General features: G+C 61.0%; 20 protein-coding genes. All 20 read right to left on the minus strand.

The annotated features are described in order from the left end of the window. Positions 1–49 precede the first annotated feature (49 nt). Complete coding sequence (gene fliM, locus L4G42_RS09330) at positions 50–1,018, minus strand: flagellar motor switch protein FliM (RefSeq protein ID WP_237251446.1); 969 nt, start codon at positions 1,016–1,018, stop codon at positions 50–52. 9 nt (positions 1,019–1,027) lie between these two features. Next, entirely contained in the window at positions 1,028–1,534 is a 507-nt protein-coding gene (gene fliL / locus L4G42_RS09335) for a flagellar basal body-associated protein FliL (RefSeq protein ID WP_237251447.1), read from the minus strand. Between the two features lie 404 nt (positions 1,535–1,938). Beyond that, positions 1,939–3,381, minus strand: coding sequence for a flagellar hook-length control protein FliK (locus L4G42_RS09340; protein WP_237260772.1), 1,443 nt, complete (start codon positions 3,379–3,381; stop codon positions 1,939–1,941). Between the two features lie 151 nt (positions 3,382–3,532). After that, on the minus strand, positions 3,533–3,925 hold the full coding sequence (locus tag L4G42_RS09345; protein ID WP_237251449.1) for an Hpt domain-containing protein: 393 nt from the start codon (positions 3,923–3,925) through the stop codon (positions 3,533–3,535). A 29-nt stretch (positions 3,926–3,954) separates the two neighbouring features. Continuing rightward, positions 3,955–5,664, minus strand: coding sequence for an ATP-binding SpoIIE family protein phosphatase (locus L4G42_RS09350; RefSeq protein ID WP_237251450.1), 1,710 nt, complete (start codon positions 5,662–5,664; stop codon positions 3,955–3,957). Then, entirely contained in the window at positions 5,664–5,978 is a 315-nt protein-coding gene (locus tag L4G42_RS09355; protein ID WP_237251451.1) for an STAS domain-containing protein, read from the minus strand. Before L4G42_RS09355 ends, L4G42_RS09350 begins: the two co-directional genes overlap by 1 nt. A 999-nt stretch (positions 5,979–6,977) precedes the next feature. Continuing rightward, positions 6,978–7,427, minus strand: coding sequence for a flagellar export protein FliJ (gene fliJ / locus L4G42_RS09360; protein ID WP_237251452.1), 450 nt, complete (start codon positions 7,425–7,427; stop codon positions 6,978–6,980). A 6-nt stretch (positions 7,428–7,433) separates the two neighbouring features. Continuing rightward, entirely contained in the window at positions 7,434–8,792 is a 1,359-nt protein-coding gene (fliI, locus tag L4G42_RS09365; protein ID WP_237259706.1) for a flagellar protein export ATPase FliI, read from the minus strand. Then, positions 8,782–9,597: a flagellar assembly protein FliH gene (gene fliH / locus L4G42_RS09370; protein ID WP_237251454.1), complete on the minus strand. Its 816-nt coding sequence runs from the start codon at positions 9,595–9,597 to the stop codon at positions 8,782–8,784. Before fliH ends, fliI begins: the two co-directional genes overlap by 11 nt. Before the next feature lie 15 nt (positions 9,598–9,612). Further along, entirely contained in the window at positions 9,613–10,629 is a 1,017-nt protein-coding gene (fliG, locus tag L4G42_RS09375) for a flagellar motor switch protein FliG (RefSeq protein WP_237251455.1), read from the minus strand. Further along, positions 10,622–12,400, minus strand: a complete 1,779-nt coding sequence (gene fliF / locus L4G42_RS09380) for a flagellar basal-body MS-ring/collar protein FliF (RefSeq protein ID WP_237251456.1) — start codon at positions 12,398–12,400, stop codon at positions 10,622–10,624. The genes fliG and fliF overlap by 8 nt, the downstream gene beginning before the upstream one ends. 14 nt (positions 12,401–12,414) lie before the next feature. Beyond that, the gene (gene fliE / locus L4G42_RS09385) at positions 12,415–12,744 is read right to left on the minus strand and encodes a flagellar hook-basal body complex protein FliE (RefSeq protein WP_065987290.1); all 330 of its coding nucleotides are present in this window, start codon (positions 12,742–12,744) and stop codon (positions 12,415–12,417) included. 248 nt (positions 12,745–12,992) lie between these two features. Continuing rightward, complete coding sequence (locus L4G42_RS09390; RefSeq protein WP_237251457.1) at positions 12,993–14,399, minus strand: sigma-54-dependent transcriptional regulator; 1,407 nt, start codon at positions 14,397–14,399, stop codon at positions 12,993–12,995. Then, the gene (locus L4G42_RS09395) at positions 14,396–15,643 is read right to left on the minus strand and encodes a sensor histidine kinase (protein ID WP_237251458.1); all 1,248 of its coding nucleotides are present in this window, start codon (positions 15,641–15,643) and stop codon (positions 14,396–14,398) included. The genes L4G42_RS09390 and L4G42_RS09395 overlap by 4 nt, the downstream gene beginning before the upstream one ends. A 139-nt stretch (positions 15,644–15,782) precedes the next feature. Then, positions 15,783–17,258 (minus strand): sigma-54 dependent transcriptional regulator, encoded by a 1,476-nt coding sequence (locus L4G42_RS09400; protein WP_133775901.1) that lies wholly within the window; start codon positions 17,256–17,258, stop codon positions 15,783–15,785. Between the two features lie 169 nt (positions 17,259–17,427). Then, on the minus strand, positions 17,428–17,724 hold the full coding sequence (fliT, locus tag L4G42_RS09405; RefSeq protein ID WP_065987286.1) for a flagellar protein FliT: 297 nt from the start codon (positions 17,722–17,724) through the stop codon (positions 17,428–17,430). A gap of 12 nt (positions 17,725–17,736) precedes the next feature. Further along, complete coding sequence (fliS, locus tag L4G42_RS09410; protein ID WP_237251459.1) at positions 17,737–18,132, minus strand: flagellar export chaperone FliS; 396 nt, start codon at positions 18,130–18,132, stop codon at positions 17,737–17,739. Positions 18,133–18,251: 119 nt separating this feature from the next. Beyond that, the gene (fliD, locus tag L4G42_RS09415) at positions 18,252–19,679 is read right to left on the minus strand and encodes a flagellar filament capping protein FliD (RefSeq protein WP_237251460.1); all 1,428 of its coding nucleotides are present in this window, start codon (positions 19,677–19,679) and stop codon (positions 18,252–18,254) included. Positions 19,680–19,756: 77 nt separating this feature from the next. After that, on the minus strand, positions 19,757–20,146 hold the full coding sequence (locus L4G42_RS09420; RefSeq protein WP_237251492.1) for a flagellar protein FlaG: 390 nt from the start codon (positions 20,144–20,146) through the stop codon (positions 19,757–19,759). Positions 20,147–20,219: 73 nt separating this feature from the next. Next, a complete protein-coding gene (locus L4G42_RS09425; protein ID WP_237251461.1) occupies positions 20,220–21,071 on the minus strand; it encodes a flagellin domain-containing protein in 852 nt (283 codons plus the stop codon). Between the last annotated feature and the right edge of the window lie 294 nt (positions 21,072–21,365).

The following is a 21,365-nucleotide window of genomic DNA, read 5'->3' on the forward strand; positions in this document are numbered from 1 at the left end:
GAACATTGATTCGTTTACGCAGCACATTCGTTTTGCCGGCGACGGAGCGTCAGCGGCGTTCTATCGGTTCGACCACTTGCAGGGCCAGGTTGCCCTTGTGCGAACCCAGTTTGACCTTGAAGGACGGCACGCCGTTGGCGCGCATGACCAGGTGTTCCGGCAGCTCGACAGGGATCACATCGCCCGGCTGCATGTGCAGGATGTCGCGCAGCTTGAGCTGACGCGTGGCGACCGCGACGCGCAACGGCACCGACACGTCGAGCACATCCTGCTTGAGCGCGTTGACCCAGCGTTCGTCCTGATCGTCGACATCCGACTGGAATCCGGCGTCGAGCATTTCGCGCACCGGCTCGATCATTGAATACGGCATGGTCACGTGAAGATCGCCGCCACCGCCGTCCAGTTCTATATGGAAGGTGGACACCACGATTGCTTCGCTCGGGCCAACGATGTTGGCCATGGCCGGGTTCACTTCCGAGTTGATGTACTCGAAGTTGACTTCCATGATTGCCTGCCAGGCTTCCTTCAAATCAATGAAGGCCTGATCCAGCACGATGCGCACCACGCGCAGTTCGGTCGGGGTGAATTCACGCCCTTCGATCTTGGCGTGACGGCCGTCGCCGCCAAAGAAGTTGTCCACCAGCTTGAACACCAGCTTGGCATCGAGGATGAACAGCGCGGTGCCGCGCAGGGGTTTGATCTTGACCAGGTTGAGACTGGTCGGCACGTACAGCGAGTGCACGTATTCGCCGAACTTCATCACCTGCACACCACCCACGGCCACGTCGGCCGAGCGGCGCAGCAGGTTGAACATGCTGATGCGGGTGTAACGGGCGAAACGCTCGTTGATCATTTCCAGGGTCGGCATGCGTCCGCGGACGATGCGATCCTGGCTGGTCAGGTCATAACTTTTTACGCTGCCAGGCTCGGCAACACTATCGGTCTGTACCAGTCCGTCGTCGACGCCATGCAGCAGCGCGTCGATCTCATCCTGGGACAGCAGGTCTTGCACGGCCATGTCGTGGTCCTACTGCAGTACGTAGTTAGTGAAAAGTACCTGTTCGATCACGCTCTTGCTCAGCTCTTTCTGGCCCACTTCCTGGACCACGGCTGCCGCCTTCTGGCGCAGCATTTCCATACCCACCGGCGTTGCGATGGTATCGAATGGCTGACCGGAGAACATCATCACCAGGTTATTACGGATGACCGGCATGTGCGCTTTCAACGCTTCGAGGTCGGCGTGGTCACGGGCCAGCAAGGTGATGCTGACCTGCATGTAGCGCTGACGGCCGTTGACGTTGTAGTTGACGACGAAGGGCGGCGTCAGGGGTTCGAAGATCGCCTCTTTTTTGGCATTCGCCGCTTCGGCCACGGCGGCTGCATCCGGCTTGCTCTCGGCCTTGTGCATGATGAACCAGGTCGCGCCTACCGACACACCGATGGCCAGCAGCAGCCCCACCACAATCAGGATGATGACTTTCAACTTGCCCTTTTTTGCGGGGTCCGCCACTGCTGCGTCGTCGCTCTTCGCCATGCCAATAATCCGTCACTATCCAAGGGGTTCGGTGTTGCGTGACAGAGGAAGAGCAAGGGTTGTGCCAGAGTTGGCGCGACGGGTTGGCTGATTGTGCCTTGCGGCTGGAACCGCGATGCCGGCGCCTGAGTCTGCCCGAAGGCCAAACCGCGATGTCGGCTTTGGATTTGCCCTAGCGTCGAAACCGCGATATCGGCTTTGGATTCTGCCCGAAGGGCGTAGGAGCGCGCTTGCCCGCGATCGGCTGCGCAGCAGTCGCAAAACCTGCCAATGCGGTTAAGGCTGACACACCGCACTCACCGGTTTACTGCCGCTTCGCGGCAGATCGCGGGCAAGCGCGCTCCTACGCCTGCGGCAGAAGCGGAACCAGTGTTTGCGTCCCGCGAAACGCGCTTGTCATTAGATCAGGCGTAATAATCGACCGCGCTGGAACCCACGACGGTCAGCGGTGCGTTGGCGGCGGCCGAGGCGGCGTCCACCGGAGCGCCGTCGGCGATGAGGTCGCTGCCGCCGACACCGTTGCTGCGGTCACTGCCACCGCTGCGTTGGCCATCCCCACCAGACTGCTGTTGAGCCTGTTGCTGCCAGCCGCGGGACTGGTCGGAGACGTTGACGTCGACCTGGCCCATGCCCTGCTGAACGAAGGAATCACGCAGCCGCGACATCTGGCTTTCCAGCGCTTCACGCACGCCGACGTGGGCGCTCATGAACGTGACCTGGGTCTGCTGGTCCGCCGCCATATTGACGCGGATGTCCAGACGGCCCAGTTCAGCGGGCTCCAGCTGGATGTCCGCCTGCTTGAGGTTCTGGCTCGACAGGTACATCACGCGGTTGACCACGCCTTCGGTCCATCCCCCCAGATTCATCGCCAGTGGCTGGTTGAGCAGTGGCGTGGCCGGGGCCGACGCCGAGGTGTTTTTTACCTGAGCGGCCTGTGACAAGGCCGCCAGACGATCGGCAAAGTTGTCCATGCGCGTATCGCTGGTGGCGCCCTTCACGTCTTTCAGCCCATCAGCCAATAAGCCGCTGAACGCTTTGTCGCCGCCGCCTTCGGTGGTGCTCTTGTCCACAGGTTGGTCGCCCAGCGCCGCCAGGTTAGTGGCCAGCAGCTGTGAAGGATCGGCGTTAGGGTCTTGCTTGCCCTCGCCCTTGCCGTCGCCATGCACACCATTATTTTGCGCCGTCTGCTGCGCCTTGTTTTCCAGAGCGACTTGCACGGCGGTCAAGCCTTCGAGCGGATCGGCGGACGGATCGAAACCGTCGCCGGCTGCGTCGGTGGCGTCGGCTGCATCGGTAGGCGCTTGCACGGCTGGCGGCGGCATCACCGGCAACGGCATGGTGCCCGCGAGCAGCGCCGGATCCATCACCGGTTCAACGGGAGGCGCGACGGCCACGGGCTCTTGAACCGGCGGCGTGACGGCCAATGTCGGGTCCAGCGTGGGATCGACTGCAAGCGCATCCGCCACCGTCGGATCCTGCCCAGTGTCGGAGGCGTCATCCTTGTCGTCATCCTTACCTTTGCCCGCGCCCGCCTCGTCATCGGCCTTGCCGTTCACCGGTTTGGCAGGCAAGCCATTGCCGTTATCGGCAACGGTCTTGTCGGCGGCGGCAGACGTATGGCTGGCGGCGGGCTTGTCGTCGGCTGCCGAACTCTTGGCGCTTGCCGGCTTCGGCGCCGGGTTATCCGCACTCTGAGACTTGACCTGCGCCTGCTTGGCAAACACGTCAGAAAAGCTGGAACTGTTGTGCTTGACGGGGTCCGGCGCCTTGGCCGAGGGGGTATTCCCGGCTTTCTGGGCTTTGGCCGCTGTCAAAGCCGTCAGTAAGGGGTTGGTGGCGAGGGCCATGTGAATCTCCGCAAGAGCACAATTACACAGAGACAAAGCAAACGGCGGGCCAAGTAAGCAAAGCGGCTGGAATGAGGGTGCGCTTCAGCCCAGCGGGGGGGCTGAGAGACCGGGCTAACAGCCGGGCTGAAAGTCAATGCAGGAAGCAGACTCAGTGGCTGGCATGGCAAAGTTCAAGCTCACGTTCGAAAACCTCCCGCACCAGGAAGAACTCGTCCCTGATCTGGGACACCAGCGAGCGGATCCGCGCGTCATCCGCTGTCACCACGCCGCGCCCCTGCTCTTCGAGTTGCAGGCAGAGTTCTGACAAATGCGTGGCGCCCATATTGCCGGTGCTGCCTTTGAAGCTATGCGCCATCAGGCCAAGGCGTTGCAGCGACGCCGTCGAGGTCGCCGCGAAAGCAGGGTCGCGAAGCAGCAGGGTCATGTCGTTGACGCGAAGGGTGGAATCGGAAATGAACACCTTCAGCAGCGCCGGGTATTCAGCTTCCATCACGTCACGCAGCGTGCTGAGCACGTTGAAGTCCACAGGATTATTCGACACTTGTTCACTCCTTGATCAAGACGCGCGGATTATGCCAGACCCTCCCAGGCAAATTCCACGCTGGCCGTCCGGCCATCATCGGTCCACTGACAGCGGTCGCTGAGTTGCCGGACCAGCGCAAGGCCGCGCCCGGACAATTGGGTGACCGCAGGCGGCAGCGCCAGCACGCGATCGGAATCGAAACCCGCACCACTGTCCTGCACCCGCACGGTCAGGCGACCGCCCTCGCCGTCCGGGACGATCTGAAAATCGATGCGGATAAAACCGTCTTCCAGACGATCAAGGCGTTCGGCGCGTTGCTGGTAGTAAAGCCCAAAACCTTCGGCGTCGCGCTTCAGCGCCGAGTCGAGCCCGAGCACGCCATGTTCCAGCGCGTTGCTGTACAGCTCCGACAGCACGATATACAGCTCGCTGCTCTGCATGCGCAAGCCGTGTACCTCCTGCAACAACTGCAGCAGATACGGCAACGGGTTGAAGCGCTTGAGTGTTTCCGTGCGGTACTCGAACGAAGCGGACCAATCCAGCGGGCTGGAATCGCCGCTGTCGGTGTAGATGACCGAGGGCGGGCCGAGCAAGTCAGGCTCGGCGAATGCCACTTCGACCATGCTCACATCGTCCCGCGCCTGCCCGCGAAACCGCGCCAGGGCCCACTGCACTTCCTCGATCAGCAGCGCCGGGTTGCGGTTGCTCACCAGCACGTTCTGCAGACGCCGGGCGCCGAACAGTTCGCCGTCCTGACCGGTGCTGTCGACAACGCCGTCTGACAGCAGAAACACCCGGTCCCCCGGCCCGAAGGGGTAGACCTGGGTGTTGTCGTCAAAGCTGCCGGCGCTCAGCACACCGAGGGGCACGTTCGACGAAATCAACGGCGTATGCGGCCGGCCGTCGCCATGCAGCAGGTAACCATCCGGCAGGCCGCCGTTCCAGACCTCGACCAGTTGCTGTTTGAAGTTCAGGCACAGCAGCGCGGCGCAGCAGAACATGTCGACCGGCAGGATGCGTTTGAGCTTGGCGTTCATCTCCCGCAGGGTTTCGGGCAAGCCGTACCCCTTGGCGGTCATGCCATAGAACACTTCGGCCAAGGGCATCGCCCCTACCGCTGCGGGCAAACCATGGCCGGTGAAATCCCCCAGCAGCAGGTGCATGTTGCCGGACGGCGACCACGCGGCCAGCAGCAGGTCGCCGTTGAACAGCGCGTAAGGCGATTGCAGGTAACGGATGTTGCGCGATCTCAGGCACCCGGAGTGGGCGATCTGGTCGAACACCGCCTTGGCTACGCGCTGTTCGTTGAGCAGGTATTTATGGTGACGGGTGATCAGGTCGCGCTGGTGCAGGACGGTTTCCTGCAACACGCGCAGGCGGTTCATGGCGTTGATCTTTGCGGCCAGCACCACTTGGTTGTAGGGCTTGGCAATGAAGTCGTCGCCCCCGGCGTCGAGGCAACGGGCGAGGTCTTCGCCTTCAGTCAGCGACGTCAGGAAGATGATCGGCACCAGCGCGTCACCCGCGAGTGTCTTGATCTGGCGGGCCGCTTCGAAACCGTCCATGACCGGCATCATGGCGTCCATCAGCACCAGTTGCGGCCGCCGACGCTCGAATAGCCCGACGGCTTCGGCGCCGTCGCTGGCGGTCAGGACGTCATGGCCCTGGCGGCTGACGATGGCGGACAAGAGCATCCGGTCGCTGACGTTGTCATCGGCGATGAGGACCGTCAGGCGATCGGAGGCAGACGAGATCATCAGGCGGTTTTGACGATGTTGAAGAGTTTGGAGAAGTTGGAGATATCGAGGATTTTCTTGACGTCGTTGTTGCAGTTGACCAGCTGGATATCGGCTCTGTCGCCGCCGGCGTGGTCACGCAGCAGCAGGAGCATGCCCAGCGCGGAGCTGTCGAGGTAGTGGGTGTCTTTCAGGTCAACCTTGTAGCGGCTGGCATGTTTTTCCTTGGGCTCGTAGGCGCTCCGGAATTCCTGGTGGGTCGAAAAATCGAAGCGCCCTTTGATGATGATGGTCAGTTCTTGGCCATCGGCGGAGCGGTCGGAGGTTACTGACATTGGCAAATTCCTTGTATGAAACAGCGCCAGACGCTTGAGTTTTAGCAGCCCTTGTGAGGCGTGGCAAATGGTTCGATTCGGGGTCGGTGTGTAGATCAAGAGCGTCCGCCTAACGGCAGACGTTTCGCCTTCGGCGAGTTACTTGGAAAAGCACCCCAAGTAACCAAGGGTGCTTGCTCCTGGTTGGGTTCCTCCTTCGTCGGAATACCCTCACTCCGACGACACTCCGTGGGCCCGCGCCGAACGGACATCCATGTCCTGACGGGGCTCTCGCGGCATCCATGCCGCTCGGCCCACTGCGCGTCGTCTGCGTTCAGCCTGCACCCAAGTCGCGATTGGCGGTGTTTGGGCTTTTGGCGTATGAAGATCAAAAACAGATCAACAGCTTCCCGGCTAAAGCCGGTCCTACAGGGTGTACGCGGTGCTTTGTAGGACCGGCTTTAGCCGGGAAGCCTTTGGTCCGTGATCGTTCCCACGCTCCGCGTGGGAATGCATCCCCGGACGCTCTGCGTCACCTGGCGCAGGGGTCGAAATTTACGGCGACTGCGGAACGCGGAGCGTTCTGGGCGGCATTCCCACGCAGAGCGTGGGAATGATCAGCGAAACAGATCAAGAGCTTCCCGGCTAAAGCCGGTCCCACTGTGTCGTCGTCCTCGTCCTCGTCCTCGCCGTTGCCGTTGCCGTTGCCATTGCCATTGCTTTTGCTCTTCCTACGCAAAAAGTCCAAACACCACAAAACGCGACTTGGGTGCAGGCCGAGCGCAGGTTTTGCGCAGTGGGCCGAGCCGCATGGATGCGGCGAGAGCGCCGTCAGGACATGGATGTCCGTTCGGCGCGGGCCCACGGAGCAAGACCGGAGCGAGGGAACCCGACGCAGGAGGGCCAAACCGGGAGCAGGCACTTTTGGTTACTTTTAGTGCTTTTTAAAAGTAACTCGCCGAAGGCGAAACAATCTGCCCCCAGGCAGATGCCCTTGATCTTGATCTTGATCTCAAGCTCTTAAAACTGCTCCGTCCTCGGCAACCGCTGTACCAACTCATCCAGCAACTTCTGCTCGCGTTTATCTTCCAGCGCGCGCGCCTCATCGATATACCGCTGCACCAGCTTGCGCAGCCCCTCCACCCGCGCATACGCCTTCTGCCACTCGCCGCGCGCCTTGTTCAAATTATTCTGATGCCACGCCAGACTCTGACGCTGCTGCGCCACCGCCGTCTCCAACTGATTGAGGAAGCGCTGATAATTCATCAGCCACTGACCCGACACCCCATGGGCGCCCTTATCGATCCACTGTTGCTGATAATCAGAGCGAAACTTATCCAGCTCACCCAGCTTGGTCTCGGCAAGCCGCACCTGCCCCTGAAAATGCCCCAGGCGCTGCACGGCGGCCTTCTCGACCTTCTCGGCCATATCGACCACCGGCCCCAGACGGGCTGCGCGACTGAGTGCCATGACCGGTTAACCGCCGGCCTGAGGATTGAAAATCTTCGCCAATTGCTCCTCACTGCTCTGCATGCTCTCGTTCTCCTGCAAGCCCTGGCGCAAATACTTCACCAGTTGCGGCTGCAGCGAAATCGCCAGATCAGTCTCGCGATCGCCGCCGGCCACGTACGCGCCGACGCTGATCAAATCGCGGCTCTGCTGATAGCGCGACCACAGCTGCTTGAAATACTGCGCCTGAACCATGTGCTGCGGATCAACCACGGACGGCATCACCCGGCTGATCGACGCCTCGATATCGATGGCCGGGTAATGACCTTCTTCGGCCAGTCGCCGCGACAGCACGATGTGGCCGTCGAGCACACCCCGAGCCGAGTCGGCGATCGGGTCCTGCTGGTCGTCGCCTTCGGACAATACGGTGTAGAACGCGGTGATCGAGCCACCGCCCGCCTCGGCGTTACCGGCGCGCTCTACCAGCTTGGGCAGCTTGGCGAACACTGACGGCGGGTAACCTTTGGTCGCAGGCGGCTCGCCGATGGCCAGGGCGATTTCCCGCTGGGCCTGGGCGAAACGTGTCAGCGAGTCCATCAGCAACAGGACGTTCTTGCCCTTGTCGCGAAAATATTCGGCGATGCGCGTGCAATACATCGCCGCACGCAGACGCATCAACGGCGCGTCGTCCGCCGGAGAGGCCACGACGACCGAACGCTTGAGGCCCTCCTCGCCCAGGCTGTGCTCGATGAATTCCTTCACCTCGCGACCCCGTTCGCCGATCAGCCCGACGACGATGATGTCGGCCTCGGTGAAGCGGGTCATCATCCCCAGCAGCACGCTCTTGCCCACGCCGGTACCGGCGAACAGGCCCAGACGCTGACCGCGTCCCACCGTCAACAAACCGTTGATGCAACGAATGCCCACGTCCAGCGGCTGGCTGATGGGGTTGCGGTTAAGCGGGTTGATGGTCGGGCCGTCCATCGGCACCCAGTCCTCGGCTTTCATGCCGCCCTTGCCGTCGAGGGGGCGACCGGCGCCGTCGAGGACGCGGCCGAGCATGGTCATGCCCATGGGCAAACGGCCGGTGTCCGGCAGCGGCACGACGCGGGCGCCCGGCGCAATGCCGGAGACGCTGCCGACCGGCATCAGGAATACCTTGCCGCCGGAGAAGCCCATGACTTCGGCCTCCACCTCAACCGCATGATGACTGCCGTCGTTGATCACCATGCAACGGCTGCCCATGGCGGCGCGCAGGCCCTCGGCTTCGAGGGTCAGGCCGACCATGCGCAGCAGCCGTCCTTCGACGATCGGCTGCGCAGGCAACGAGATAGCGTCGGGATACGTGCTCAGGCGTTTGGCGAAACTGGTGCGTTCAAGGCGCATCGACAGCACCCAGCGGGTAAGTGGTTTTTTCGGCGCTCTGGATCGCCTCTTCCAGCTCGATGGTCACATCGGGCGGCGCCGGGTGCAGGGCCTGCTCGTGCAACTGATCGAACATTTTGCCGAGGGCCTGACTGATCCGCGCCTCGACCGTGGCGTCGATGCGGCTGTGCTCGCTCTCGACCCGGCAACCGCCCGGCTGCAGCGTCTCATCCTCGAGAATGCGCCAGGTTTCTTCGTGACGCTCACGCATGGCTTTGACCAGCGCGAAGTCCTGCGGATTGATCAGAATGCGCACATTGGCCGCGCCCATCGGCAACAGCCGCAACGCTTCGCGCAGCACCGTGCCAATCTGGCTGGAGTCGGTTTTCAGCTCGCGCTGGATGACTTGGCGGACCACATGTTCGACCAGTGACACCATCGATTTCTCGATCTGCGCATCCTGGTCGGCGATCGGTTCAAACAGGTGACCCATCAGGGTCTCCATGCTTTCAAGCTTGGTCGCCAGTGCCGCTTCCGCTTCCTGACGCACCTTGAGCTGGGTGCTGTGGAAGCCCTCTTTTTCGCCAATGGCAAACCCCTCGTTGTAGGCGTCCTGACGGATGCTCTCCAACTCTTCCAGGGTCATCGGCTGGACTTCTTCCAGCGGCACTTCTTCGCTTTCGGCGAGCTCGGCTTCCTCGACCACCGGTTCCGGCTCGGGCGTTTCCACGTGCGGGTCGAAGCTGGGCAAGGCCCAGACGTCGATGCCGCGCAAATCCTGGGCGCGGATGAGCTCACTGGGTGCTGCTTTATCGGAGCTGGACATCAACGACACCTACGCTTAAATCATTTCCTCGCCACCTTTGCCGCCAAGAACGATCTCCCCGGCCTCCGCCATACGACGGGCAATGGTGAGAATTTCTTTCTGGGCGCCTTCCACATCGCTGACGCGAACCGGGCCTTTGGCTTCCAGGTCGTCGCGCAGCAGTTCGGCGGCACGTTTGGACATGTTCTTGAAAATCTTTTCTTTGATGGCGTCGTCCGAGCCCTTCAGTGCCAGTACCAGCACATCGGAGGAGACTTCGCGCAACAAGGCCTGAATACCACGGTCGTCGACGTCGGACAGGTTGTTGAAGACAAACATGAGGTCTTCGATCTGTGTCGACAGATCTTCGTCCACTTCGCGGATCGAATCCATGAGCTGGCCTTCGATCGAGCTGTCGAGGAAGTTCATGATATCCGCCGCACGCTTGATACCACCCAGGGTAGTACGCGACGTGTTGGCGTTGCCCGAGAACTGCTTCTCGAGGATCTGGTTCAGTTCTTTCAGCGCCGCCGGCTGCACGGTGTTCAACGACGACACGCGCAGAATGATGTCCAGGCGCACCTTGTGGTCGAAATGGCTCAGCACTTCACCGGCCTGATCGGCGTCCAGGTAGGCGACGACGATCGCTTGAATCTGCGGGTGCTCGAAACGGATGACGTCGGCCACGGCGCGCGGTTCCATCCACTTCAGGCTGTCGAGACCGCTGGTGTTGCCGCCCAGCAGAATCCGGTCGATCAGGCCGTTGGCCTTGTCCTCGCCCAGCGCCTGGGTGAGCATTTTACGGATATAGCCGTCCGAACCAATGCCGACGCCAGTCTGATCGCCGACCACGTCGACGAACTCGGTCATCACCTGCTCGACCTGCTCGCGGTGCACATTGCGCATCTGCGCCATGGCCACGCCTACACGTTGAACCTCTTTCGGGCCCATGTGGCGCAAGACCTGCGCGGCATCGGTCTCACCCAGGGTAAGGAGCAAAATCGCGGCCTTATCCACCCGGGTCAATTTAAGCGCGGCAGCTCTATCACTCATCAGCGTTGATCCACTCTTTGACGACCTGCGCTACACGCGCCGGGTCCTCGGCCACAAGGCTCTTGATTGCGTTGAGCTGTGCGTCATAGCCCTCGGTGGGGCTCGGCAACAGAATACTTTGCGGACCGCCCAGACTGACGCGGTCGTTTGCCAATTCACTGTCCATCCCGATCATGCCGCCCAGCTCGGAGTCGCCGTCCAGGCGCTTGCCTTGCGGATTGGTGATGCCCTTCAGCACCGGACGCAGTACACCGAACACCAGCACCAGGATGAAAAGCACGCCCATGGCCTGTTTAATGATGTCCCAGAACCACGGCTGCGAGTAGAACGCAATGTCCGGGATCACTTCGCCGCGATCGGTGGAGAACGGCACATTGATCACGCTGACGCTGTCGCCACGGCTGGCATCGAAGCCGACGGCGTCCTGCACCAGGCGGGTGAAGCGCGCCAGTTGATCGGCGGTCCACGGGATCATTGTGGTCTCGCCGTTGGCCGGGTTGACCTTGACCTGATCATCCACCACCACCGCAACCGACAGGCGATTGACCTTGCCCTGCTGCTGCTTGGTGTGGCTGATGGAGCGGTCAAGCTCGAAGTTCTTGGTCGACTGGTTACGCTTGTCGGCCGGGTACGGCGCCAGCATCGGCTGACCGGTGGCCGGGTCCATGATCTGTTGACCGTTGGCGTCCAGCAGCGGTTGGCCCGGGGCGATGGCGCCTGCGGCACCGGCAGCACCGGCAGCGGCGTTCTGTGGCGCAGTCGCCGGACCTGGCGGCTGGTTGCTCAGTGCACCCGGTACGCCTTGCGGACCGCTGCTGCTGGAGCGTTGTTCGTTGACCGTCTGCTCGCTGCGCAGAGCAGGCTGGTCCGGGTTGAAGCTTTCGGCGGTGGACTCTACGGCGCTGAAATCAACGTCCGCCGACACTTCTGCCTTGTAGCGGTCATTGCCCAGCACCGGCTGCAGAATGTTCTGCACACGCTGGGTCAGCATGCTTTCCATGCGGCGGGTGTAATCGAATTGCTTGCCAGCCATGGACAGCTCGGAGTTCTCGGCCTGATCGGACAGCAGATTGCCCTTCTGATCGACGACGGAGATCTGCGACTTGTTCAGTTCCGGAACGCTGGTGGCGACCAGGTTCATGATCGCCAGCACCTGACCCGGCTCCAGCGAACGACCGGCATACAGCTCAACCAGAATGGAAGCGCTGGGCTTGCGATCGTCACGCACGAACACCGAACTCTTCGGAATCGCAAGGTGAACGCGAGCGCCCTTGACGTTATTGAGGCTGGAAATGGTCCGCGCCAGTTCGCCTTCCAGGCCACGACGGTAACGAGTGGCCTCCATGAACTGGCTGGTGCCCAGGCCTTGATCCTTGTCGAGGATTTCGAAGCCGACATTGCCGTCGCTCTGGGCGATACCGGCACCGGCCAGCTTGATGCGGGCGCGAGACAGGTCATCGGACTTCACCAGCAGCGCGCCCGAATTGGGCTCGACGGTGTAGGGAATGTCGGCCTGCGCCAACGTGTCCATCACCTGCTTGGTGTCGACGCCCGACAGGCTGCCATAAAGCGGCTTGTAATCAGGCTGCTGCGACCAAAGCACGACGGCGAAACCAATCGCCACGCTGGCAGCCAGACCGACCATGAGGCCGACCTGACGCAGCATGGTCATCTCGGAGAGATTTTGCAGGAAGGCCAGCCCGAACATCGGCGGCTTGCTTCCTGGCGCACCCGTTTTGGCGGGTACGTTATCGACGACGGCTTCGGCCATGACTTAAATCGTCCTCAAACCGGCATTTGCATGATGTCTTGGTACGCCTGAACCAGCTTGTTGCGTACCTGGGTCAGCGCTTGAAACGACACGCTGGCTTTCTGCGAAGAGATCATCACGTCGGTGAGGTCCACGCCGCTCTTGCCCATCTCGAACGCGGTCGACAGCTGATTCGACGCCTGCTGGGTGTCGTTGACCTTGTTCACCGCCATGCCGAGCATGTCGGCGAAACTGCTCGCACCGGCCTGTTCTGGCGCTGCGATTGCCTTGGGCTGCGCCATGGCGTCCATTTGCATGGAGCGCATGTCCAACATCAAGCGATTAAATTCAACACCTTGGGTCATGACGTTTCTCTCAAAAGGGCCGCAAATTTTTGACACGGATTCAGCGGTTACCTAAGCATTAGCAACAAGGGTGCCAGACCAATAGCGGCCATGTGCCACGTTTGATGAAAGTGTTCGGATGGGTATTTAGACAGACACATAAACGTAGGAGCCGGCTTGCTGGCGAACCGTGGCAGGTCAGACAGATACGTCGTCTGACGCCCCAGGTTCGCCAGCAAGCCAGCTCCTACGGATCCTTTTACGAACGTTCAGGAGGCAAACAAAAACCCTTCGACATCCATCCCTGCATCCCGCATCTGCGCCAGCTTGTAGCGCAACGTACGCGGGCTGATACCGAGGCGTTCGGCGGCCTCTTTGCGACGGCCGCGCTCGGCACGAAGGGTGTCGATGATCATCTGGAACTCCCGGCGACGCAGGTCCTCACCCAGGGCGCCGGCCCCTTCCCCACTGCTGTTATCGGGCGACGCTTCCATGGCGCCGACAGCGGGTGCCAACACCTGAGGCATCGGCGCGGCGGCGAACGTGACCGGCCCGGCGAGACAGAAGTCCTCGGCCTGGATCACGCCGCCCTGCTGCAGAATCAGCGCCCGCTGCACTGCGTTGTCCAGCTCGCGGACATTGCCCGGCCAGGCGTAGCTGACCAGACACTTCTGCGCCTCGGCCGACAGCCGCACCGGGGCATGCTTCATTTTATTGACGTGCTTGGCCAGCAGACGCTCGGCCAGCGGCAAAATGTCGGCGGGACGCTGGCGCAAGGATTGCCACGCGAGCGGGAACACCGACAGTCGATAAAACAGGTCTTCGCGGAAGCGCCCGGCCGCCACTTCGCCGGCCAGATCGCGGTTAGTGGTCGCCAGCACGCGGATGTCCAGTTCGATAGGCTTGCGCGCACCGACCCGCTCCACTTCCCGCTCCTGCAGCACACGCAACAGCTTGGCTTGCAGGCCCATGGGCATTTCGGAAATCTCGTCGAGCAGAATCGTGCCGCCTTCGGCCTGCTCGAATTTGCCAGCCTGGGAAGCGATGGCACCGGTAAACGAACCCTTCTCGTGGCCGAACAGCGTGGCTTCGAGCATGTTGTCCGGAATGGCCGCGCAGTTGATCGCGATGAACGGCTTGCCGGCCCGGGGTGATTGCTCATGGATGAAACGCGCCAACACTTCCTTACCCGTGCCGGACTCGCCTGAAATCAATACCGTCGAATCGCTCTTGGCCACGCGGCTGGCCAGGCTGAGCAGCTGCACGCTGGCAGGCTCGACCGCAATCGGACCCTCGCCATCGGCCGGCCCGAGGCGGCCCAATGCATGGCGAGCCACCAAAGCCACCAACGCCCTGGGCTCGAAAGGTTTGACCAGATAATCGGCCGCGCCCTGACGCATCGCATCCACGGCGCGGTCGACCGTGCCGTGGGCGGTCATCAACAGCACCGGCAACTGCGGGTAGCGGCTGCGCAACTGGCCGAGCAATTGGTGACCGTCCATGCCGGGCATATTGACGTCGCTGACCACCAGGCTGAACGACGAATCGGCAGCGGCAATCAACGCCTCTTCCGCCGATCCGACCGCCTGATAGGCATGGCCGGCCAGCGCCAGGGTTTCGCCGAGTGCTTCACGCAGAGAAGGGTCGTCCTCGACCAGCAGCACCTTAATTGTCATGAACGCTCACCTGACAGGATCGCCAATGCGCCAACCCCAGGCCCATTCCCGGGAACCAAGGGCAACGACACGATGGCGCAGGTGCCACGGCCCGGACGCGAGCGGAATTCGACACGGCCCTGATGCGCCCGCGCCACGGCTGTGACAACGGCCAGCCCGAGGCCGGTGCCGGTGGTTTTGGTGGTGAAGAATGGCTCGCCGATGCGGGCCAGGGCAGCAGGTTCAATGCCGCTGCCACTGTCGCTGACACACAGGCGCAACGTGTTTTCGCGGTTGTACGCATGAATCTTGATGCGGCGCCGCCCGTCAGTATGGCCGGCACTGGCCTGGACGGCGTTTTCAATGAGGTTGAGCAGCGCGCCGACCAGCGTGTCGCGGTTGCACAGCAATTCACCCGTCGCGCTGTCGCACTGCCAGCGCACGGCCACGTCACGCACATGGGTCTGGGCGGCGGATTCGAGGGCGGCGACCAGCGCGGCCGGCGTCACCCGATCAGTCAGCGGCAGCTCGCCACGGGCAAACACCAGCATGTCGCGCACCTGATGCTCGAGCTCGTGCAGGCGCTCCTTGAGCCGTCCGGCGAAGCGCTGCTGCGTCTCGACGTTCAACGCCTGTTCGGCCAGATGGCTGGCGTAAATCATGGCGGCGGACAGCGGTGTACGTATCTGATGGGCAAGCGAGGCGACCATGCGGCCCAGCGACGACAAGCGCTCATGACGCGCCAGCTGACTTTGCAGATGACGGGTTTCGGTCAGGTCGTTGAGCAGCACCAGTTGACCTGGCTCGGCGTCCAGAGAACGGGTGGCAATGGACAACCGGCGCCCGTCCTTCAGGGAGATTTCGTGGCCGTCGTCCTCACGGGGCGCAAAGCAGCGGGCGATGACGTTGCGCCAGAGCATGCCGATCAACGGCTCGCCCAGCAGATCGAGCGCGGCAGGATTGGCCTCGCGGACCATGCCGGTGCCGTCGATAACGATGACGCCGCCGGGCAGCAGATCGAGCAGATGCTGCAAACGGTTCGCCAGACGTTCTTTTTCCGCCAGCTCCTGCATGCGCTGGGCGCTGACCACGGCCAGCTCGCCTTTGAGCTCGGTGACCCGTGCTTCCAGCAGGCCGTAGGAATCGGTCAGCTGAGTCGACATCTGGCTGAACAGCGCGAAGGCCTGTTCAAGCCCTTGCCTGCTCGCCACTTCCGGGGACTGCTGCACTAACGAACCAATGGCTAAACCGGGTTCGGAAGACATCTGAGCGGCCTGGGGCATAGTTGATCTCTCGGGTAGCGAACCGTCAGTAAACGGTATGTTCCAAGAGACATAGCAATCCTCGTGCCGAAAAAAAACCGCTGAAGAATCAGCGGTTTATTTTTGACGCGTCAATCGACAGTCAGTCTTCGACCTGTTCGTCGCCTTCGCGACGGCTCATGCCGTACTTGCGCATTTTCTCTACCAGCGTGGTGCGGCGGATGCGCAGACGTTCTGCGGCGCGTGCCACGATCCCGTTCGCATCGTCCAGCGCCTGCTGAATCAACCCTTGCTCCAGCCCGCCAAGGTAGTCCTTCAAGTCCAGACCTTCAGGCGGCAGCAAAGCGCTGTTGGCGAAGTTCGGCGCATGGCCGTTGATGGCAACGCGCTCTTCGAGATCGCTGCGCAGGCTGTCGACCAGTTGCTCGTCTTCGTCGTCGACGTAGCGGAATTTCTTCGGCAGCTCGGAGACGCCGATGACACCGTACGGGTGCATGATCGCCATGCGCTCGACGAGGTTGGCGAGTTCACGAACGTTGCCCGGCCAGCCGTGACGGCACAGGGACATGATGGCGGCGGAGTTGAAGCGGATCGAACCGCGCTTCTCGTGTTCCATGCGCGAAATCAGCTCGTTCATCAGCAGCGGAATGTCTTCCACACGCTCACGCAGCGGCGCCATTTCGATCGGGAACACATTGAGACGGTAGTAGAGATCCTCGCGGAAACTGCCGATCACAATCATGTCTTCGAGATTTTTATGCGTTGCGGCAATGATGCGCACGTCGACGCTCTGGGTCTTGTTGCTGCCCACGCGCTCGAAGGTGCGTTCCTGCAGGACGCGCAGCAGCTTGACCTGCATCGGCAGCGGCATGTCGCCGATTTCATCAAGAAACAGCGTGCCGCCGTTGGCCAGTTCGAAGCGCCCTGCTCGGCTGGTGATGGCGCCGGTGAAAGCGCCCTTCTCGTGGCCAAACAATTCGCTTTCGAGCAGCTCGGCCGGAATCGCGCCGCAGTTGACCGGCACGAACGGCGCATCGCGGCGCTTGGAATGGTAATGCAGGTTACGTGCGACGACTTCCTTGCCGGTCCCGGATTCACCGAGGATCAGCACGCTGGCGTCGGTGTCGGCGACCTGCTGCATCATCTGGCGCACGTGCTGAATCGCACGGCTGGTGCCGACGAGGCTGCGGAAAAGATTGGGTTCACGCTGACGCCCACGTTCACGGGCCTGGTCGTACATCTCGCGGTAGACCTGGGCACGGTGCAGGGAGTCCAGCAGTTTGCTGTAGCTGGGCGGCATCTCGACGGTGGAGAGGACCCGGCGGCGCAGATCGTCCGCCAGTTCGGCCGAGGAGTTCTCGCCCATCAGCAGGACCGGGAGAAACTCGTCCCACGCGGCCACGGTTTTGAGCAGGCCTTGAAGGCTGCCCGGGGCGTTCACGCTGCCGACCAGCACGCAAAGCACTTCTCGAGTGGATGTCAACGAACCCACGACTTGCTGCCAGTCTGTGCTGGAGCAAGACAGGTTCTCATCACCCAGAAAATTCAGGATCACCGCCATGTCACGGCGGCGCTGGCTATCGTCATCGATCAGCAGGATTTTGATTTCACGCCACATGCAATAGCAACTTCCCTAGTCAACTCGATGCCCGATCACGGGCAAGCTTGGCTTTCGTTTCGTCCGTTGAGACGTGTCAATCACCGAAATTAGTGAACTTCACTAGTTAAGTCAAAAAACCGTACACAGTCAAATTTATGGCGTACATATTTTGGCTATGGACCAAGTGTCAACCGAACAGATGGTAAACCTTTGCCGCGCTTTTCGCTCGCTGGATCTGAGACATTTCGTCGACGATCGCTTGACGTTCGCCCACAGCTACGTCAATAAGCTTGCGATAGACGCCTAGCAGCTCTTCCAGATTGGTTCGCAGCTCAGGCTCATCGTTGCTCGCCTGGCTGATGACTTCATCGACGCAGGCCCGGCAGGCCATATCGAGCTGCCCGATTGCCTCCCAGTCACGCTGCTCGAGGGCATCGACCAAGGCTTCACGGGTTTCTTCGATTCGCTTGAGTGCAACGCTCATGGGGTTTCTCCTTCAGAGCACGGGTTGCTGGTCGCTGATCCCGTCCCAGCCTTCCTTGACCGTGGTCAGCAGGCCGCTGACTTCGTCGAGGATCTTCGGATCGGATTTGATGTTCGCTTCCGCCAGACGCTTCATCAGGTAGACGTACAGGTTGTCGACATGGGCCAGGGCTGCAGCCTGTTTTTCCATGTCCAGACCTTCACGCAGGCCGCCGATGATTTCAATCGCCTTGCCGATCAACAGCCCTTTGGCGGGGATGTCTTTACGCTCGATGGCGCCCTTGGCCTGGGCAATACGGTCCAGGCCGGCTTCCATCAGCATCTGCACCAGACGGTGTGGCGTGGCCACTGCAGTCTGGGCATGTGAATTGACCTTCTGATACTGCCGAAGGGCTGCCATACGGTTCATTGTCTTACCTCGCGCAACGAAGTTTCTATAGTGAGGGTATCGACACGGCCTGAAAAAACTTTAAGGCCAGATGCCAAAAACCCGGCACTGGGGCCGGGTCCTGGTTAACGCGCCAACGGTCAGCCACTTTGCTGGGCGTTGAGCGAATCGAAGAACGAGGTGATGCTGGTTGCCGAGGCTTTCAACTGCCCCACCAACAAGTCCATCGCGTTGTATTTGGCGGTCAGGGTGGCGGTCATCGTCGTCACCCGCAGGTCGAGGGCGGCCTGTTGGGTCGTTAAATCGGTCTGCTGCTTGTTGAGGCTGGTTTTGCGCGTGTCGAAGATACCGCCGGTCTGGGTGTAAGGCGTGATGGCGGCCTTCATGCGTGACAGCAAGCCGTTGGTGCTGTCGGTGCCGCTGAAGAGCTGCTGCACGTCGCCCGCGAGCCCCTGATCCATCGCGGTGGCAAACTTTTTGGCATCGAGGCTGAGCGTACCGTCGGACTGACCGGTGGTGATGCCCAGCTGAGAGAGCACGGAAATACCGCCGGGCGCTCCTGCCGTTACCAACTGATCGCGGATCGCTGAAAGGATCGACCGCGGCATCGCATCGCCCGTCAACGCCGCAGCCGTCACGGTTGCGCCGGTAGTTTTGTCCGGGGTGTCGCTTACGGTCGCCTTGGTGACACTGGCCACGGCTTTGACGACGGCGTTGTACGCATCGACGAAGGTTTGCAGCGAGGTTTTCAGGCCATCGTTGTTCCCCGACACCGTCACAGTGGACGTATCCGTCCCCAACAGTGTCATGGACACACCGCCGAGGCTCTTGTCGATGGTGTTGCTGGCGCTGGTAATGGTCAGGCCGTTGACCGTCAGACTGGCGTCGACCGCTTGCGCATTGATATAGCCCGCGCTGGTTTTGCTGGCCGGATCAAGCTTGGCGCCAGCGACGATATTGAATTCGCTGGACGTCGTGCTGGAGGCCGTGATGTCCGTGCCCTTGCCCGTCACCGTGGAGCTGAACACCAGCCGTGAGCCATTGTCATCGGTGATGATGTTGGCGCTGATGTTCGACGTCGCACTTTGCGCGTTAATCTGCTTGGCGACCGACGCCAGCGTGGCACCGGTCGGGATGGTGATTTTGGTGTCAATGCCATTTTGAGTGAGGGTCAAATCGCCACTCGGAATAGCACTGGTGGTCCCGCCGGCAAAGGAAGCACTGGCGACACTCGAGGCAGTTGCAAGGTTTTTGACGTTGATGCTGTAGGTGCCGGGCACGGCCGAGTTATCGGACGTTACGGTCAGCTTGGTGGCGTCGGACGCTTTGGCCGCATAACCGGCGAATGCAGGAGTGTCGGTTTTACCGAGGTTGGTCAGGGCGGTCTGGAATGCGGTCATCGCACTCTGCAGCGTACCGATACCGGAGATCTTGGTGGTGACCAGCTTGGTCTGGGTGGTGATCTGGGTTTGCTTGGCCAGCTTGTCGGAGTTGACCAGCGCAGTGACGATGTCACCGATTGCCAGGCCCGAGCCGAGGCCGGTGGAGGGGGTAATTGGACTAGCCATGTGAGTCTCCTTTCAGTTGTAGTCGGCAATTTGACGAGCACGCCACACCAAAGTGCTGCGTTCACGTTTCATGCCATTTAAACTTTCGCTTCGAACAACAGGCTGTTTGCGTTCTTCAGACTGTCGGCGAGTTTCAACGCCTCAGCAGACGGCAATTGCCGCACCACTTCACCGGTTTCCGTGGCGATCACTTTCACTACCACTTTGCCCGACTTGTCGTCGATGGAGAATTCCAGATTGCGATGAACCGACTGAAAGAACTTTTCCATTTGCTTGACGGCCGCTTCCAGTTCTTCGGTTTTCTTTTCCGGATCTGAGTCTTTACGTGTCGATGTGCCTGACGGCGATGAAGCGGCCGGAGCAGAAACGACTTGAGGCGCCACGGCTGGCTTGTCAGCAACCACAGGCACCGCGGGCAACGACTGGATCATTGGATAAGACACATTCAGCCTGTTACTTATGTCCATGTCCACTCACCTCTTGAAAGTAAAAAGCGGGAGAGCACGCAAGCATACTCCCCCGCCAAAACTCTAGCCGTTATTACTGAAGCAGTTTCAGAACAGCGGATGGCAGCTGGTTAGCCTGGGCCAGAACAGAGGTGGAAGCTTGTTGCAGAGTCTGTTGTTTGGTCAGGTTAGCGGTTTCAGCGGCGAAGTCGGTGTCTTGAACGCGGCCCAGTGCTGCGGTGGCGTTTTCGTTAACGTTTTGCAGGTTGGAGATGGTGCTGGTCAGACGGTTTTGTGCAGCACCCAGGCTCGAACGAGTGCTGTTGATCGTTGCCAGAGCCGCGTCGATTGCCGAGATAGCGGCGTCGACGTTGGTGTGAGCAGTGGTGTTGTCCGAGCCGCTGATCGAAGTGGCGCCGCTTGCAACGCCCAGTGCCGAAGCAGTGAAGCTGCCAGTCAGAACCAGGTCGATGTGGTTCGAAGTACCGGTGTTGGAACCGACTTGCAGGGTTACGGTGCTAGCCGAACCGTCCAGCAGGTTCTTGCCGTTCAGGTTGGTCGAACCGGCGATACGGGTCAGTTCGTCCGACATTTGAGCGTATTCGGAGTCCAGAGCACCACGATCAGCAGTACCGTTCGTGTCGTTTCGGGACTGAACAGCCAGTTCACGCATACGTTGCAGGATGTTGGTCGATTCTTGCAGCGCGCCTTCAGCGGTCTGAGCGATCGAGATGCCGTCGTTGGCGTTCTTGATGGCAACAGTCTGGCCGCGGATTTGCGAAGTTTCGCGAGTTGCGATCTGCAGGCCGGCTGCGTCGTCTTTAGCGCTGTTGATTTTCAGACCGGAAGACAAACGAGTCATCGAAGTCGACAGTGCATCGGAAGCTTTGGCCAGGTTCTTCTGAACTGCCAGGGAAGCTACGTTGGTGTTTACGCCTAAAGCCATGATGAATTCCTCGTTGGTTGGGTGCTGCGGCTATCCGGCCCTGGCAAGCGCCGGGTGTGGCCTAGAGAACCTACGTAATGTTTATCGTCGCGGTTGTCAGGAGCTTGAGGGCTTTTTCAAATTTATTTGCCACCAGAGCGCCACCCCCGCATTTTGTTGTCCGGGGATACACAGCGTTTCGGCGCAACCCCTGCAAGCTTTAACCTGACACAGCGATTTGTTAACCAGTTCTCAAAAAGACGGGCGCCCCCTACGGCGCGCCCGGTTGCGGTTGCCCCTATCTATAGAGGCGTG

It is taken from the genome of Pseudomonas petrae, assembly GCF_021728295.1.
Lineage (GTDB): Bacteria > Pseudomonadota > Gammaproteobacteria > Pseudomonadales > Pseudomonadaceae > Aquipseudomonas > Aquipseudomonas petrae.

Excerpts from the sequence above, each read along its gene's own strand:
- fliG (WP_237251455.1), bottom strand. The coding sequence starts at position 10,629 with ATGAGTGATAGAGCTGCCGCGCTTAAATTGACCCGGGTGGATAAGGCC.
- L4G42_RS09340 (WP_237260772.1), bottom strand. The coding sequence starts at position 3,381 with ATGGCCCTCGCCACCAACCCCTTACTGACGGCTTTGACAGCGGCCAAA.
- fliT (WP_065987286.1), bottom strand. The coding sequence starts at position 17,724 with ATGAGCGTTGCACTCAAGCGAATCGAAGAAACCCGTGAAGCCTTGGTC.
- L4G42_RS09400 (WP_133775901.1), bottom strand. The coding sequence starts at position 17,258 with ATGTGGCGTGAAATCAAAATCCTGCTGATCGATGACGATAGCCAGCGC.
- fliI (WP_237259706.1), bottom strand. The coding sequence starts at position 8,792 with ATGCGCCTTGAACGCACCAGTTTCGCCAAACGCCTGAGCACGTATCCC.
- L4G42_RS09420 (WP_237251492.1), bottom strand. The coding sequence starts at position 20,146 with ATGGACATAAGTAACAGGCTGAATGTGTCTTATCCAATGATCCAGTCG.
- fliD (WP_237251460.1), bottom strand. The coding sequence starts at position 19,679 with ATGGCTAGTCCAATTACCCCCTCCACCGGCCTCGGCTCGGGCCTGGCA.
- fliM (WP_237251446.1), bottom strand. The coding sequence starts at position 1,018 with ATGGCCGTGCAAGACCTGCTGTCCCAGGATGAGATCGACGCGCTGCTG.
- L4G42_RS09350 (WP_237251450.1), bottom strand. The coding sequence starts at position 5,664 with ATGATCTCGTCTGCCTCCGATCGCCTGACGGTCCTCATCGCCGATGAC.
- fliF (WP_237251456.1), bottom strand. The coding sequence starts at position 12,400 with ATGGCCGAAGCCGTCGTCGATAACGTACCCGCCAAAACGGGTGCGCCA.
- L4G42_RS09425 (WP_237251461.1), bottom strand. The coding sequence starts at position 21,071 with ATGGCTTTAGGCGTAAACACCAACGTAGCTTCCCTGGCAGTTCAGAAG.
- L4G42_RS09355 (WP_237251451.1), bottom strand. The coding sequence starts at position 5,978 with ATGTCAGTAACCTCCGACCGCTCCGCCGATGGCCAAGAACTGACCATC.
- fliL (WP_237251447.1), bottom strand. The coding sequence starts at position 1,534 with ATGGCGAAGAGCGACGACGCAGCAGTGGCGGACCCCGCAAAAAAGGGC.
- L4G42_RS09390 (WP_237251457.1), bottom strand. The coding sequence starts at position 14,399 with ATGACAATTAAGGTGCTGCTGGTCGAGGACGACCCTTCTCTGCGTGAA.
- fliH (WP_237251454.1), bottom strand. The coding sequence starts at position 9,597 with ATGTCCAGCTCCGATAAAGCAGCACCCAGTGAGCTCATCCGCGCCCAG.
- fliJ (WP_237251452.1), bottom strand. The coding sequence starts at position 7,427 with ATGGCACTCAGTCGCGCAGCCCGTCTGGGGCCGGTGGTCGATATGGCC.
- fliS (WP_237251459.1), bottom strand. The coding sequence starts at position 18,132 with ATGAACCGTATGGCAGCCCTTCGGCAGTATCAGAAGGTCAATTCACAT.
- fliE (WP_065987290.1), bottom strand. The coding sequence starts at position 12,744 with ATGACCCAAGGTGTTGAATTTAATCGCTTGATGTTGGACATGCGCTCC.
- L4G42_RS09395 (WP_237251458.1), bottom strand. The coding sequence starts at position 15,643 with ATGTCTTCCGAACCCGGTTTAGCCATTGGTTCGTTAGTGCAGCAGTCC.